At 58.9% G+C, this 16,356-nt stretch carries 7 protein-coding genes; all 7 read right to left on the reverse strand.

Features of this window, described 5'->3' with window-relative positions; genetic code table 11:
• On the reverse strand, nt 1-1,056 hold a 1,056-nt coding region (locus LBK75_11645; protein MDR1158931.1), incomplete at its 3' end, for a hypothetical protein.
• 646 nt (nt 1,057-1,702) lie between these two features.
• Nucleotides 1,703-1,852, reverse strand: coding sequence for a hypothetical protein (locus LBK75_11650; GenBank protein MDR1158932.1), 150 nt, complete (start codon nt 1,850-1,852; stop codon nt 1,703-1,705).
• Nucleotides 1,853-1,897: 45 nt separating this feature from the next.
• Complete coding sequence (locus tag LBK75_11655) at nt 1,898-3,202, reverse strand: hypothetical protein (protein MDR1158933.1); 1,305 nt, start codon at nt 3,200-3,202, stop codon at nt 1,898-1,900.
• A 59-nt stretch (nt 3,203-3,261) separates the two neighbouring features.
• Nucleotides 3,262-4,473 (reverse strand): hypothetical protein, encoded by a 1,212-nt coding sequence (locus LBK75_11660; GenBank protein ID MDR1158934.1) that lies wholly within the window; start codon nt 4,471-4,473, stop codon nt 3,262-3,264.
• Between the two features lie 188 nt (nt 4,474-4,661).
• Nucleotides 4,662-10,196 (reverse strand): discoidin domain-containing protein, encoded by a 5,535-nt coding sequence (locus LBK75_11665; protein ID MDR1158935.1) that lies wholly within the window; start codon nt 10,194-10,196, stop codon nt 4,662-4,664.
• A 35-nt stretch (nt 10,197-10,231) separates the two neighbouring features.
• A complete protein-coding gene (locus LBK75_11670) occupies nt 10,232-14,887 on the reverse strand; it encodes a glycoside hydrolase family 97 catalytic domain-containing protein (protein ID MDR1158936.1) in 4,656 nt (1,551 codons plus the stop codon).
• A 199-nt stretch (nt 14,888-15,086) separates the two neighbouring features.
• Nucleotides 15,087-15,920, reverse strand: a complete 834-nt coding sequence (locus tag LBK75_11675) for a DegV family protein (protein MDR1158937.1) — start codon at nt 15,918-15,920, stop codon at nt 15,087-15,089.
• Between the last annotated feature and the right edge of the window lie 436 nt (nt 15,921-16,356).

Below are 16,356 nucleotides of genomic sequence, written 5' to 3' on the forward strand. Positions count from 1 at the left end.
GTAAGAAATTCCTGCCAATATGTCGCTGGTTCTCGCAACTCCGTTTTCAAACACCTGTATCGGGAGGATCTCCACCGCCGCGCCCGTCTCCGCCGCCGCGCTGCAGATGCTGCCCACCAAGTGCGTACTGTGGGAATATGCCAGCGGTCGGGTTTCGTCATATATGTCATCGCCGCCGGTCATTACGTTGAAGCCCTGCGTCAGGCAGCCGGCCAGCGACGTGTGCCCCACATCCACGCCGGTGTCCAGCACCGCCACCAACACGGGCATCGCCTGTGCTAGCGGACCGCCGGTCGACGGCGGGGGAGCGGTGCCGTTGGACGTCGTCTCCGACGTCGCCTCTGTCTCCATCTCTGTACCCGTGGACGAAGCTCCCGTTTCCGTTGTCCCTGTATCCGACGACGTCTCCGTACTCTCAGTGCCCTCCGTCAGTTCCAAGGACAGGCTGTCCAATGACAGCTTGTAGTCCGGGCAAATGTATTCGACATACTCCGCCACGCCCAACTCCGCCAGTTGTTCCGCCAGTTCGCTCGGCAAAATCGGTTCCGCCAGCGTCAGCGTCTCCAGTCGGTCCAGCTCCGCAAAGTCACCCGCGGGCAGCGCCGCGGAGAGGTTCGGTACGGCCCGCAGTTCCGCGGGCAGCGTTTTCCGCGCCACGGCGTCCGATTCCAACGCAAGCGGTGTGACGGCTTCTTTGAAGTCCGCCTCCCGTCCCTCTTTGTACTTGACGATGTAGCGGTCCTCCGGCACGGCGACTTCCTGAGGCCGCCGCGCCAGCATCTCCCGCAGATCGGTCTCCGGAGACAAGACGGGTGTCGTCAAGTCGGACGCAAAAAAACCCGCCGCCCGGAAGCTGCCCGGTGTACCGGGTATTTCCTGTGACGGCGGTGGGCTTTCCAGTCGTTGTTCATCTACCATGTATCTGAATGGGCTGTCTGCTTCCCATTGTACTTGCGCGTCCTGCACCGGCGCCGGAAGCAGCGCCGCCACGGCGGCCACGGTGGTCACGAATAGTACGGAAAACGCCAGGAAAAGACTGGTTACACGTCGCTTCATTTTGTTTGCCCCCCCTGCCTATTTTTGGGTGATGATAGATAGTTCACCTCTTATATCGTAGATATTTTGAAAATGATTACAGGTATCGTAAAAAAATGTGAAATTTTTTTACATGCATCGAGGAAGCGCCACGGCGGACCTATATTTTGGCTGACATCAAAAACAAACACACCTACATGGGTCGGACGTCTCTCCCGGTCTGTGTGGGGATGTCTTCATTCGCCTCTTGCACGGGACACTTCTCCTGCGGTATTATAGTAATTTGACCTTTCCCATTTTTTCAAGGCAGGCAAGAATCCGGGGAGCCACGCTCCCAGATTTCCATATTATGGGTCATCGAGTGTAATCGTTGCTGTTGTCACTTACAAACAGCGGCCCCACGCAAGTGGGACCGCTTGAATTCAAACAGATGCAAAGAATATCCATCTATTCCTTCTTTTATCAAGACATAATCAGCACACTTTTTCTGTTTGAAGCAATCGAATTTCCATTTGTCAAGATCTTTCAACAACAAAGCCGATGTAGTCAAAGCGACTCGGCAGCAGGCTTCGCCTTCACCTTTTCCGATAGCGTAAAGTCCTCATCCAATTGTTCTATACGATCTGTACACAATTCTCTGAGCCTGCTTTTCGCTTCGGATATCATATCAGTCCTCCGAGGTTATATCTATCGTGTTTTGCAAGATGGAATCCAGTGCATCGACAAAGATCTCTGCGACAAATCCGTCTTCCACACTCCAAGGAACAGCGGTCACCTCGGAATGCGTCCCCCTGTCATCGAATTGATAGATCCGCACATTCTTCGGCTCCAGAGAGTGCATAAATGACAAGCGGGATATAATTTACGGCATATCCGCCGGATTGTTCACAATCCCCGTGAACAGAACCTGTCCGTAACTTTCAAGCACGAACATAAACGGCTTGTCACAGGTCATTTCAAATGGCTCTGACGGCTGAGGCATTCTCGCTCCCGCCATCATCGTCAAAACCGTGACGGCGGCGGCGGTTGTGCCTTTTTCATCGACCTTGATCATAGCCTTTTGCACCGCCGCATCAATCCAGACAGGGACGCCGCTTTCTATCAGACCGCCTGTGAGCGGAGCGGCGGCGCTGTCAAACAGCGGAATACCGAGAGCTGTCAGCGCGTCCTTCAGGTTGAGTTTGTCGGCGATTTCAAACTTCGGCAGCAGCAATTTTCCTGTGCCGAAAATACCGCCGTCCGTTATCTTGGCGTAGTAATCGGCGGTCATACTCGTGTAAAGATCGTTAGCGGTTTCGGTTTTTGGCAGGATAATCCACAGGCTGCCGCCGTTCTTAAAACTGAGGGGCGTTGCCTGAACCCGCTCATCCTCATAATAGTGGTTGTCGCCCTCGCGCTTCATGTACTGTGCGGTCACATCACCGCTAACAGTGTGGAACACGTCCGGCTTTGTTTCGTCCTCATCGAACTCCCAATCCCAGCGGTCGGAGTAGTAGATGGCATTGGCGATGGCGGCGACTGTTTCCGGGTCAAAGGAGTCGACGACGTTGTCAATCAGCCCGTCCGTGTGTTCGCTTGCCCACTTGTTCATCGCCGTCACGGCATCCGGCGATCCAAAATCCACATGAAACGCCGTGCCGAGATAGTTGTCGGCGAATACTTGCGCGAAAGCCTGTTTGATCGTGTAATTTTGGCTCACGAACAGCGCGTTGGCGATTTTCAGCGGGCTGGTGTAATTCTTCTCGTATTCCTTGTTGCCCTCGCCCGTCACACGGTACAGGAGTATCTGCGCGTAGTCATTTATCTGCTGTTCGGTCACACCCGCCGCACCGAGCGCGTCGAGCAGGGCGGGTTTATGCTCTGCGTCCGTTGCGTTCACTAACGCCGCGAGGGGCAGCCACACCGAGAGGGGCGAACAGACGAAGTTATCGGCTGCTTTGGCGTCGGCGAGCAGTTTCCCTCCAAGAGTAAAGGCAAAACCCGCTTCGCTGATTGGGGCTTGCATTGCCTCATAACCCACGTTCTGCAAGGAGTGAATTTCTGTTTTCACCTGGCTGATCGCTTTTGTGTCTACCGCCGCGTTCGGCGCGCAGCCGGTTAAGAGAGTTGCAATGGTTATCATCGCAGTCGCGGCAGTTGTTAGTTTTACGAACTTGTTGGTTTTCATATTCCGCCTCCGACTACGCCCAATACAGAGCTATAATTTGCTCCTCGCTCACAAGGTCTTTAAGATGAATATGGCGGCGCGGACGTCTCAACGGGCAGCATTATATCTTCTATCATTTCTGGTGTTTCTCCAAACCGATACAACTCACCATTCACAATCTGCAGCTCTGACATAGCAAGCGGTTTGTCAGAGCCATATTTGTACTGTGTCGCCAATAGCTGATTACCGTCTTCCAATGAAAGCCGATAATCGTATGACATCCTACCTAAAAGCGTGTATGTCTTGCCGGCAGCATAGTCGTAAACTACGATATGTGTATCAACAATCCCTGAACCTATACTAACAGTAGCGCAGAATTCCGGCTTCCCGTCGTTTGTGAGATCTGCAAGGTACACGTTCCATATCGGCATACCGGAGAACAATTCCACCGTCCCCGCCGTGACCGAATCTGCTGAACCGGTGAATTTTACGTTTGGAAACTCCGGCAGCGTTAATTCGTGTTCCATATTGCGGACGATATCCGCCACTTGGTACCACTCTCTCGGCTCATATTGGGGCATTTTCTCATTCCCCAAGTACACCTCAAACACATACCCTGTTGAGCCCTCCAGATGGAGTGGGAAGTACGCTCCGTCCGACTTGCGCTCCAGGTTACATGATGTATTGCCGTCGGCGTCCAGAATCACGGAAAGCGTGTATTCACCCTCGACATCGAAAACGTGGTGGTCCGGGTCGAGGTCAACGCGCGCGTATTTGTCAAAGTCCGAAACCGTCAGGTTGTTTGATTTCTTTACAAGCCCGCGCAAATCGTTTATGGTCAAGTCCTCACCATCGATGGCCGCATACTGGCTGAAATATTCAGAGTTTGCTTGATATTTGTAAACAGCCCCGATGTCGGTAAACTGGAGATCCGTTGACTGAATCGTCAACGTATCACCGTCCTCCGACACCGTGAAAACCACAGTGCTTCCGTTCTGTTCAACAGTTAGCTCATCGCCGGACAGCGTGTATCTGCCTGTGCCAACCATAGCCAAACTGCTTATCAGCGGTTGGGAAAGCCTTGCGTTGCCGTTCTCGAACAGGTTCACACTCGGCATACGCGTAAACGCATTGCCCTCGCCGGACAACACATATTTTTGCGGTGTTTCGTGTAGATTCAAGCTGTTTTTCGCGCCGCTTCCCACACCCAACGCGCAAGCCGACAAAATCGTTGCCAAAACCAAAGCCACCGACGCGATCGCGGCGGCGTGGGCGCGCTTCTTGCTTTTCATATGTGATTTTTCAACTCACTTTCAAAGCCTTCTGAATGACATTATTTTTATGTCATATATATATTACACCATTGGTGCGGACTTGTCAAATCATAAAAAAGAACAGGACAATGGCCATGCGCCATTGTCCTGTTCTTTTGATGTCTCACGTGAGGTTTCCCGGCGATACAATATCCGCCCGGGCGCTATCAGATTGGTCCGAAAAATACCGCTTCGCACAGCGGGACGGCCGCCGTGTCCCAGGCGAATACTTTCAAGCAGTCAAACGCCTCCGCGGCAAACTCGGCCTTGTATGTGTCCCAGCCGGCGACAGCGGCATCCTTCACTTCGGCAGATACAAGCCGGCCGGTCGCCGCATCATACACCGCCAATATGATCTTGGCCTCAACGGCCTCGGCCGTGTGGTTGGCAAACGACACCTCGGCCGTGCCGTCGGCCGTCTCGACGGTCAGCGCATAGCTGTCCGTCAAAACCGGAGCCCTGTAATAGCGGGCCAGCGCCGCCGGGTCGTCCGCGCCCACTGTAAACGGCACGAGCGTGTAGCTGTACGACAGATTGCCGGCGGTGAGCCTGTACTGCGACAGCGTCTCGGGCCCGCAGCTCGCGCCGCCCGTCCCGCGCGAGCCGTAACTGACGCTGACGACCGTCGTCGCGCGCGGCTGCAGCTGATACAGGTGCCTCGGCTCGGCATATTTGTTGTTGGCCGCGTTGACGTCGCGCCAGCCGTAGTGCAGGGCGTTCGCCTCGAACAATTTGTCGCCCGTCGCCGCAACCAGAAGGCCGGTCTCTCCGGCGCCCGTCAGCGCCATGTAGCGCGTCTCTTGACGGGTGCCGGTGTCCTGCGGCTTGATGTACGGGAAGAAGTTGTCGGTGACCGTCGTTGTGTACTTACCGGAGAAGCTGCCCGTGTCGCGGTCATTTAAGTTCTCCCACGGGCCGCGCGTGAACCACTCTACGTTCTCGTACCCGGCCGGCATCTCGAAGTCCACGCCGAAGCGGAACATCTGAGATGTGTCGGATGTGCGCAGCGCCGTCGTGATGCTCACCGCACCCGTACCGAACACCGTGTACGTCATGTCGACAAACGTGTTCGCGTTGATTGCCGGAATCTGATACGTGACCGTAAACGCCGCGGATTTGCCGTCGGCGGACACGGTCGGATCACTAAACGAGCTCAATCTCTTGCCCGTGTCGGCGCCCAGCCACTTGCCGTCGACAGACCCGTCATTGGCGGTCATCGCACGCCAGAACGTGGGCTGCGGGCCGGAGACGAGCAGCTGCTGGCCGCCGGCCGTGTAGCTGGTGATGGCGCCGGTCGCCTTGCTGAACGACACGGAGAATGTTTCATTGCCTACCGTGAGCGCCGTCTCGCCGTCCTCGAGCGTCACGCCGTCGACGGAGGCGCGGTCCAGTGACAGCCGCCGGTCCGACTGAAGCCATGTGAGTGCAAACTGCTCCTCGGAGAGCGGATACCCCGCGTCCGCCCACTCCTCATCCTGCCGCAGGCAGGCTTGCAGCTTCAGCGCGTATTCCGCACCGGGCGTGAGCGTCTCGGGCAGCGCGGCCAGGTACGGCACGCTGAGCTCGACCGTCGGGATACCCGCCAAGATCGTTTGGTCGCCGAGGCCGGGGATCGGCGGGGCGTCCACAAGACCGCTCCCGATCGCCGCGCCGTCCTCATACAGCGTCCATTTGATGTCGAAATCCGAGGCGTCCGTGGCATAGTATTCGTTGCGCACGCGCACGATGCCCTCGCGGAGCTCCGACTCGCCGGCGGTGAAGTTGACGCTCTGATACACCTTCTTGACCTCTTTGATCTCAGGCTCCTCCGTGCGGACCGCGGTGATGATACCGTTGGCGCAGAAGTAGTTGTCGTGGTTGCCCTCGCCCCAGTCGCCACCGTAGCCGAGGTAGAGCCCGTTGCTGAAGTAATCGTACATCTGCGGCTTGACCTCGCTCAGCTCGCCCTTGGTGAAGTCCGCCCAGAAGATGATGCTGTCGTCCTCGGGCAGGGCGTCGCTCGGCTTGCGCGACGCGTCTGTCAGCTCCGCATCCGAAAGCGCGCGGGCAAACACGCGGGCGCCCGCGATGAACGACACCGATTCGCGGCCGGAATTCTGTGTGTCTCGGCCGACGGCGAACGCGTAGCCGCTCGTCGAAATCTTGCCGGCCGCGCCGATGTTCTTTGTGGCGATGGGCGCTGCACCGTTGTCGTAGTACAGCTTGATGTCGGACCCGTCAAACGTGCCGACGATCCGATGCATGTCCCCGTTTGTAAAGTTGGCCGGGATCGGAGCTGCCGCGGAGATCCACTGGGTCGCCGTGTTCGCGCCGTCCGCATCGTACACGTAGAACTCAAACGAGTCCTGCCCGTTCACGGTGCCGGTCTTGATGGCGAATTGATTGTCGCCCTTGGCCACGAGCACTTTGTTGGTCGCGACATCCTGCGGTCTCGCCCAGAGCTCAATTGAGAAGGGCTGCCGGCCGGATATCTTCTCGTTGAAAATATCCCCGCCGTTCGCACCGGCGGCGTTCGCGTAAGTGACGTATGCGCCCGGTTTCAACACGCGGTCATAGACGGGATCCTGGGTGAACAGGAGATCGTGGAACGACGAACTGAGCGTTCCCGTCAGCTGGTACTGTCCGGATTCCGGCAGCGTGTAGTAGCTGGCCGGCTTTGTCCATATCGACTGATCCACATAGTCCCAGATGCAGCCGCCAATCGATTTGGGCGTCTCCCGGAACGCGTCGAAGTATTCCTTCAGGTTGCCCACCGAATTGCCCATGGCGTGGGCATACTCACACAGCATGTTCGCGCCGATGCTGGCGCTCATGCCGTCGCCGTAGTGCCCGTCGGCGCTCTGGTACATGTAGCTGAGTACGTCGAAGCCTCTGTCGCCGTTGGCGCCGATGTTTTGGTCTTTAATGCCCTCGTAGTGCACGGGGCGCGTGGCGTCGACCTGACGCAAATTCTGTACGACGTCGCGCCACCCGGACTGGCTGCCGGACTCGTTGCCGAGCGACCACATGATGACCGACGTGCGGTTTTTCTCCTTCTCGACCAGGTTCAGCACGCGACTGTTCGCCATGGCAAAGAAGTTGTTCGTCGTGATGCTGGAGCTCGTGTTGGCGTGGCTCTCGTTGTTCGCCTCGGCCACGATCATGATGCCGTACCTGTCGGCCAGGTAATAGAGATATGTATCATTTGGGTAGTGGGCCGTTCGGATCGTGTTGATGTTGTTGCGCTTCATAATCGCCAGATCCTGACGGTACGTGGCGGGCGAGACATAGTGCCCGCCGTAGGGCGACGTGTCGTGCCGGTTGACGCCGCGCATGGTCACTTTCTTGCCGTTGATGCGCACGATGTCGGACTTGTCGTCGGCGTCGCGGAAGGTCACCTGTTTGAAGCCCATCTGCTGGCTGATGCGCTCGATCGCCACGTTTTCGCTGTTGTAGATCGTCAGCACAAGCGTGTACAGGTACGGGTCGTCCGGGAACCACTTGTGCGGCGCGATGACGGCGGCCTGCCCCGCCACGGCTTTTTCTGAATTGGCGCCGAGGCCGCCGAGCGCGGCTTTGAACGTGTGGTCCTTCAGGATGTCTACGTCGTCCGCGTCGAACAGCTGCGCGGTCACGCTGTAACCGGCTAGGTCGGCGGCCGCGTAGTTGCGGACGTCCAGCCGGAAGTCGATCACGGCGTTTTCAAACGCGGCGTCGAAGTTCGTCTCGACTTTGTAGTCGCGGATATGGACATACGGCGTCGCCGTCAGATAGACATCGCGGAAGATACCGCCGAGGCGGATGAAGTCCTGGTCGTCCATCCACGAGCTGTCAGCCCAGCGGAACACCTTGACGGCCAGCAGGTTGTCTTTGCCGTCCGGCGTCAAAAACGGCGTGAGATCGAATTCGCCCGGCGTCTTGCTGTCCTCGTGGTATCCGACTTCCTGGCCGTTCACGTACACGTAGAAAGCGGCCTCCACGCCGTCGAACGTGATAAATACTTTGTTTTTATTGGCGATCCAGTCGTCGGGCACGTCAAATGTGCGGCGGTAGAAGCCGACCGGGTTGTAGTCGTTCGGGGCGCCCGGTATGCTAACGCCGTTGAAAATGTTGTAACTCGCGCCGCGGAACGTGATGCTGCCGGGCATACTGACGTTTGTGTAATACGGCGGGTCGTACCCGGTCGTGGGGTCGTACCAGCCCGTATACGGCTTGCCGTCCGCGCCCACGCCCTGGACCTGCCAGCTTGACGGCACCGCGATTTGGTTCCAGTCGGTCGCGTCATACGTCGGTTTGTAGAAATCGACGATGTTCTGAGTGCCGCCCAGCGGATCCCGCGTGGTGTTGGCCGTCGCCAGCGTCTTTGTGAGCGTCCGCACGAGAGAGAACGTCCAGCGGGACGTCTCGGGGCTCAGATCTTCCGCCGTCGTGAGCGGCAGATGATACTTCGACAGCTGACGGGCATAGTAGCGCGCGCCGGTGAGTGCGCTTCCCAGCGTGTCGTAGGCCTGCGTCCCGACGGCGTGGGGCTTCTCGCGGTTGACCTCATATACCTGCGACTGGCGGCCCTGGTTCGGCAAGCCGTCGGCCACGCTCGTGTTGCCTGTCCATTCCAGATTGTTGAACCGGACGGCGTCCGGATTGACGGTCTGCGCGAGATCGTACACGCCGATGTCGCCGTCCACAAGCGCCGGCGTGAGCGAGATGACCGACGCTTTGATGACGGCCAGCGCCGAAACGAGCTCCCCGCACGCGGCACCGATGGCGTCGGGCGTCGCCGCCTCGTCGCCATAGAGCGCCTCGGCCCTCTGTACGAGCGCCGTGTACGCGTTGTATACGTCGTGCGGCAGGCAGCCGTCCGTCGCACCGGGGGTGAGCGAAGCGAGCAGCGTGCTCACGCTGTCGATGCGCGGGCGCAGATCGGCCTTTGTCCAGACGATCGGGCTGGCGAGGAACGCCGCGACCGCCGTGTCCACCGCGTCCTTCACCGTATCGTATGAGCCGCCGGCCCTGTACGCGGCGGTGATCGCGTCGAGACAGGCGGACTGGTCCGCCTGGCGGTATGTGCCCGGCACGACGCCGATCGCGGCGGCTTTTACGTTGTCGACGGCGGTTTTGACATAGGCCCAGACCGGGCTGAGGCCGGTGTCGGTCACTTCTACGTTGAACTCGCCGCAGTTGACGTATGCCGTCGGGGCTGTCGCCACCAGGAGGACATAACGGCCCGTCACGGGCGTGTCGAACGTGATCGGCCGCTCACCGTAGGCGTTTGTCCAGCCGGAAGACGCGCCGGCCCGCGTATAGTTGCTGCGGTCGGTACTCACATAGATGGTGCAGGCGGTGATGTTGCCGTTTTGGTTGCTCGACGGTCTCGTGAGGTAACGGATGCCGGCAACCTCCTGTACAACACCCAGATCCACCTCAAGCCAGTGGCCGTTCACGACGCCGTTTTTGCCGTAAGACGCGTTGGCATGGGCGCTTTGCGGGTGTCTCGCCGAATTCCACGGCGTGTGCCAGAATGTTCCCGGGATGCCGTCGATGGCGTTCGCCATCGCGTCCGGTTCGTCGATCAGCTCCTCGGCGCAGGCGTCGACGGTCATCAGGTACTGCGGGTACGTGACCGTGCCCGCCGCCAGCGCCGTCCATGGCGCGGCCAGCGACGGCGTCAGGACCATCATCAGCGCCAGACAGAACGCCAGCAGTTTCTTCCCCTTGTTTGTCACAAAACTTCCTCCTTCATGTTCTTTTCATGCCTCTTTTATCTGTATATGGACTTGCTCTCGAACAGCGGGGCGGCGTCTTCGTCCCAGCAGAACGCCTTGTACGCGACCCCGGCCGGCAGGGCCGACACGTCGGCGGTCAACCGGGCGGTTGTTTCCGTCCAATCGGTTTGGAAGGTGTCGCTGTACACGCGCAGCAGGGTGCCGTCTGGGTGGTAGGCGGCGATGATGAGCCGCCCTTTGAGACCGTCCGCGCGGCCGTTTGTGACCGTGACCGTCAGCGGACCGTCCGCGCCGGCAAACGCAAATTCGGCCGTATTTTCTTTCGCGAACGGGAGAAGCGTCCCGTTGAGGGTGAAATTTTCAAACGTGACGTCGGCATTGGTGTAGGCCGTGGCGCCGTTGGCGGCGAAGACGCCGATTCGAATCGTATCCCCGGCGGCAAGGCCGGTGTGCGTCACCGGCTCGCGTATTTGCGTCCAGTCGACATTGTTGAAGCTGTAGTAGCTCGTGAACGTCGCGCCGGCTTTTTTGAGTTTCAAATAGACGGAGGCCTCACCGCTAGGGTCGCCGACGTGGGCCTCGCCGCTGCCGCTGCCGCCGTTTTGCATGATGCCGAACACATCACCGCCAAATATGCTGTGGCTGCGGCGCACCGTCGTGACCAAGCTTCCGTCATTGAGATACGCGGCCAGCCCGGCGGTTTGGTAGTCGGCAAAGAGGCCGCCGCTCACGGTGACGACCGCTTCAAAATCGCCGTTTTGCACCGTCAGGAGCATGAAGTTCTTGATGGGGTAATCCCTGTTGCCGACGGCCCCCGCGTCCGAACGAATCTTCACGGCTGTCTCCGAAACGGGGATGATGTTCGTATTTTCGCGCAGTATCTCCCACCCGCTCACCACAAAGGACGGCGGCGTGACGACGACGGCGACCTCCGCTTTGATGTTCGGGTCGTCGGTGATGGACGGGCGCACGGTGATCGTCGCCTTTCCGGGCCTGTGGCCCGTGACGACGCCGGTCTGGGAAACGGACGCGACGCTCTCGTCGTTTGACGACCATGTGAGCGCTTTGATGAGGGCGTTTTCCGGGGTGACAGACGCCGTCACCGCCGCGGATTCCTTTGTCTCGATCCGTATCTCCGCCCTGTCCACACCGACGCCCTCGACGATCGACGGGCGGTCCTTCCTGCACACGACCACAGCGCCGCCGCCCCTTTGCACCGGGACCGTGATGACGTCGCCGCTTGTGACCTCACGCATCTCCAAGTCGACGGATCGCCGTGAATTCGGCATCTCCCGGTAGATGAGCGCGTAATAGGTGCCCTCGCCCAGGAAATCCAGCGCGATCTCCGCATCGCGCGGTTCCACCGAGATCGTGGACACATACCAATCCTGCCCGGCGCGGCGGGCCAGCGTCGTGTACGCCGCCACTTCGCCGCTCACGAAGGCGATGTCGTTCCAGCGCGCCGGGAAGTCTTTATACAGCGAGTATATGACCGGATTGTCCAGGTATGCGGAGGGGGGGCTGCCCAATGTGTGCATGCCGTTTTCAAACATGACGGACAACGCTATCTGAAAGCCCATCGTCGTTTTGGATTCATCGCGGGAGAACACCTGCTCCGTCACGTCCGCCGTCCCGACAGAGCCGCGGGCATAGGGGCTTATGGAGAACTGATAGGCCTGTATGCCCCCGGACTCCTGGCCGTCGATGGCTTCGCGGGCCAGGGCGTTGGGGTATGTACGAACCTCGCCCGTGGGCTTGTTGGCGCCGTGCGCATTCACAACCAGGCCCAGTTCCGCGGTTTTTTTGTATATTTCGTCATAGATCTTCATGATCCGCTGGGATTCAGACGAGAAGAAGTCCACTTTGATGCCGGCGATGCCGTCGGCCTTCCACTGGGTCAGACGCTCCTCACGCCACTGTGTTTCGCTCAGATCGTGGGAGTTCACCCAGGCGATGAGTTTGACGCCTTTTTCGGCGGCGTAATCCCGCACCTCGTAGAACCAATCGCGATACCCCGCATAGCGCGGGCGCTGGCCGTTGATCGGCGGCACGGACGATCCGGCGGACGGCTGCCAGCCTTCGTCTAAGATGTAATATTTCCATCCCATCTCCGAGGCCAGATCGATGTATTCCTTGTGGGTTTCCGCGCGCTCCTGACCGCCGTAATAATTGACCCATGACCACGACGAGACACCGGGCTCCACCCACGAGAAATCGGCTCCCTCGTCCGGCACCGGACTGAGGTTGTCCACCAGCGTGTTTTCGACGATCTCCTCCAGCGAACCGGTGATGACCGCGCGCCAAGGAGACTGCCAGGGCGCCGATGCGACGGCCGGACCGCTGTGCACCGGATCAAACGCCAGGCGCAGCAGCCCGCTGCCGGCGACTTTGGCGTAGGAGCCCACATATTCGCCGGAGAGCGCCGCCTCGGTGACAAGGCCGTATACGCCGTCTGCCGTCTTGAAGAGCACGGGGAACACAGGCAGGCCGCTCATTGTCTCCGCCGTGTACTCCGTGTAGTGCGACTGGTATTCAAAGCTGCCGCCGCTGTGCGGCGTGTACCACACCTGCGACTGGGGCGGGATCCGTATATACGTCGGCTCGTCGGAGATGGAAATCACGTCGGCCCCGCCCGCCGGACCGGCGACGCGATAGCAAAACGCCGCGCCGTCGTCATAGGCGCGGACCACGAGAGTAAAGCGCACGTCCCCTTGGCCAAAAACGATCTCCGCCTCGGTGTAGTGGTTGGCATATACGTCCTTTTTGCCCGAAAACGTCTTGTACGACGCGTCGACCTCCACTGAAGGCGCCGCGCTGACAAACGTGAGACTCTCTGAAAAATCGCCGAGACTCGTGGCAAGGCCGATCGGGGCGAAGTCCAAAACATACCGCCCGTTCTTGGTGACGGCGTAGGACAGTCGGCCGCCGTCGCCGAGCATGAACAGCGCGCGCGTCTTGCCGCCGGGCGACTCAATTGCCCATAATTTTCCATTTCCTCGTCCGACGGCGATGTCCACGACGGACGAGCACACCGCGTCGCCGCTCGTGACGGACACCGTGACGGCGGCCACGCCGTCCGACATGGCTGTCACGGTCCCGTCGGGCGAGACGGCCACCACATCCTTGTCGGAGCTGACGAACGTACAATTTTCCGGCTGCACGTCCAACACCGAGCCGTCCACAAGGTTGGCGCTGACGCCGATCTTCGTCGTGTCCCCGACGTTTTCAAGCCAAGTTGGGCGCACATGCAGGTCCAGCGTTTTCACGCGTTTCTGCGCGGCGCTGCTCACGATCAGTTTGGCGTCCGCCCACGCGGAGTGGGCGCTGTTGTTGTTGCCGCCGGCATCGGTCACGAGTGTGAGCGCCCGCGCGTTGGCGGGGATCGCGACGTCCACGACACGCAGGCCGCTTCCGCCGCCGGCCGGATCGCCGCCCCTGAGCGAGGGGGTCTCGAACACCAGCTGTTCGTCTATGTACACGCGGAAGGCGCTGGAACCGGTGCGGTTGTTGTTCACACCGGCAAAGGCCTGGAACCGGCGCGCCCCGCGGTCAGTCAAATCGTATGTGACCTCCGAGTTGGCGTGGGGCACGATGCCCTTGGCGTACGTCACGGCCTGCCCCGGGCCGGTGTACAGTCTGATGGGGTCGCCGTCGAATCCCTGGTCGAGCTGGAGGCTCCCCCACCCGACTCTGATGGACTGGGCCTGAATGTCGCTCAGGTAGACCGTCGTATCAAAATCATCGTCTGTGACGACAACGTCTATGGCGGCCTCAACGCCCGACGGGTTCAATGCCGCGGACGCGCTTACAGCGCCCTTGACCGTGTATGTGCCCAAGACGTCGCCGTTGTAACCCGTCGGGCTCCACGTGACGCCGAAGTCGGCGGTCGACCCGTCGCTCAGGACGGCGGACACTTGGCCCGGGAGCGCCAGCTGGGAAAACGCGGTGCCCTGCGCCACACGCAAGGCCGGCGGTTTGACAACGGACGTCACTGTTTTGCTGCTGTCCGTCAGAGGCACCGGCACACCGTTCAGCGTGAAATCGCTGATGGTGATCGCCTTGGGCTGGTTGTCGCCGCCGCTGCTGGCAAAGAACCCGATCTGCACCGTCTCGGCGGCGGTGACGGCGCTGTGCTGGCGCGTATTGTCGTCCGCGGAAGGGTACCAATCGACATTGTTGTAGCTGTAGTAGCCTCTGTAATCGCCGCCTGTTTTGGTGAGTTTGAGGTAGGCGTCCGCACCGGGGGTCGTGTCGACGCCGTAGGACTCGCCAGGCCCGGCTCCGCCCTGCTGCATCATGCCGAAACGGCTGGGGCTCTGTGGGAACAGATAGGAGTGGTACCGTCTCAGCGACGTCACGATCTGGTCGGTATTGCCCGGCAAAAAAACGACCACGCCCACCGCTTGGTAATTGGCGCTCAACCCGCCGGTCACCTTGGCCGTGATCTCGAAATCGCCGTTTTGTATGGTCTTGGCCACTACATTGGGCACATCTCTATAGTTATTCGGCCACTTCTCCGTCACAATCGTGACCGAGCCGTCGCCCACCGTTATGTTCGCGTTCTCACGCAAGATCTGCCAGCCGCCGGCCAGCTTCGCCGCCTGACCGTCGGCGGACAGCCCCACAAACGACCCCAAGGCCACCTGTATCATCACAAACAATGACGCCATCAGACAAAGCGTTCTTTTCAAACCGTATTCCTCCCTCTTGCGCTTGTTTATCAGCAATAACCGCGAAATAGCCGACCCCAGTCCCCCCCTGCCAAACAGGCGCCGTACGCCGCAAAACCACAAGCGGCGCGCTGTGCAACACGCCGCCGCCTCATGGACGGCACCGAAAAGGGTCCCCTTTTCGGTGCCGTATTTTTTTCGAATCGGATGTTCTCCCCTCTCAGAACGCCATGATGATGCCCTGATCGTCGGCATACAGCGAACTCAGCCCGCCTGTGGGGACAATATGTATTTTGGCGAAGTGAAATCTCTCCTTGATTGCATCGGCCAGCCTTTGGGCCAGCGTGGGGTTGTTGCAATGGGAGATCACGACATTTTCGCCGGCGCCCCCCTTTCCGCTCTCCTCAATAAAAGTGAGCAATTTGTCCAGCATCTTGGCCGTACCGCGCGGTTTGGCGTACAGTGCGATGTTCCCTTTACCGTCCGAACCCATGAGCAGCTTCAGGTTCAAAAAATTGGCAATGCTCCCCGTGAGCTTGTTCAGCCGCCCGTTCTTCTGAAGGTTATCATACCGCTCTAAGACGAAATAGGTTTTCATGTTGTCAATAAAGCGATTGGCAGCCCGTATAATCTCCTCTTTTGTCAGAAGCTGTGACAAAAGATCATGAAGCTTCAGCGCGACCAAAGTCTGCCCGGCAGAGGCACTTTTGGAATCAAAGATATGGGTATCAACACCCCCCTTTTCTTCCGCCATAGTCTTTCCGATCAACGCACTCGAATACGAGCCCGACAATTGGCTTGACAGTGTAATCACAAAGGATGAGACCTTCTCTTGCATGGCGCGGGCATACAGATAGGGCGACGGCGAAGCAGAGCCTACCTTTTCTGTACAAGCTTTCATATTGGCCATAAATGACTGATAGTCCAGCGTTTCATCATCGGAATATTCTTCTTGACCAAGCCGCATGGTCAGCGGCACGGATAAAATGTTCATCGCGTCTTTCATATCTGGTGTCATATCACAGCAACTGTCAACAATAATACCGAATTTCATCCATTTTCCACCTCTTCAAGTGCGCTTTTGTTGTGTCCCAGCGCCTCAACCGCGACTCTCTTCTCTCTATAATTTCCATATAATTTCCACAATTTGAACAAAGGCAGGCCCCACTGTCACACAAACGGCCGCCTCTCTGCAAAGGGTGTCTGTTCATGACACAAGCCACCAGCTCAATCGTAACCATTTACTGTCCGCTTGTCAAGTGTCATTTTGTAAAAAATTTTTGTACGAAGTGCACAAATGCCACAAAATCGATGCGTTACGGACGACAAAACGCCCTCCGCATCTGCGGCCGGAGCCAGCAGCGCATATATTTTCCCGGCGGCAGCGGCAAAAACCCCGCGAATACCTCCAGTATTCGCTTTTCCCCCCACCAAGCAGGCTCGGCGGGGGGGCCTTGCGCATTTTTGCTGCATCTGCCAAAAAAATCAGC

The organism is Oscillospiraceae bacterium, assembly GCA_031265355.1.
Taxonomy (GTDB): domain Bacteria; phylum Bacillota; class Clostridia; order Oscillospirales; family UBA929; genus JAIRTA01.

What these genes read in the sequence shown, in the direction of transcription:
- LBK75_11655 (MDR1158933.1), bottom strand. Translation starts at nt 3,202, where the DNA reads ATGAAAACCAACAAGTTCGTAAAACTAACAACTGCCGCGACTGCGATG.
- LBK75_11660 (MDR1158934.1), bottom strand. Translation starts at nt 4,473, where the DNA reads ATGAAAAGCAAGAAGCGCGCCCACGCCGCCGCGATCGCGTCGGTGGCT.
- LBK75_11675 (MDR1158937.1), bottom strand. Translation starts at nt 15,920, where the DNA reads ATGAAATTCGGTATTATTGTTGACAGTTGCTGTGATATGACACCAGAT.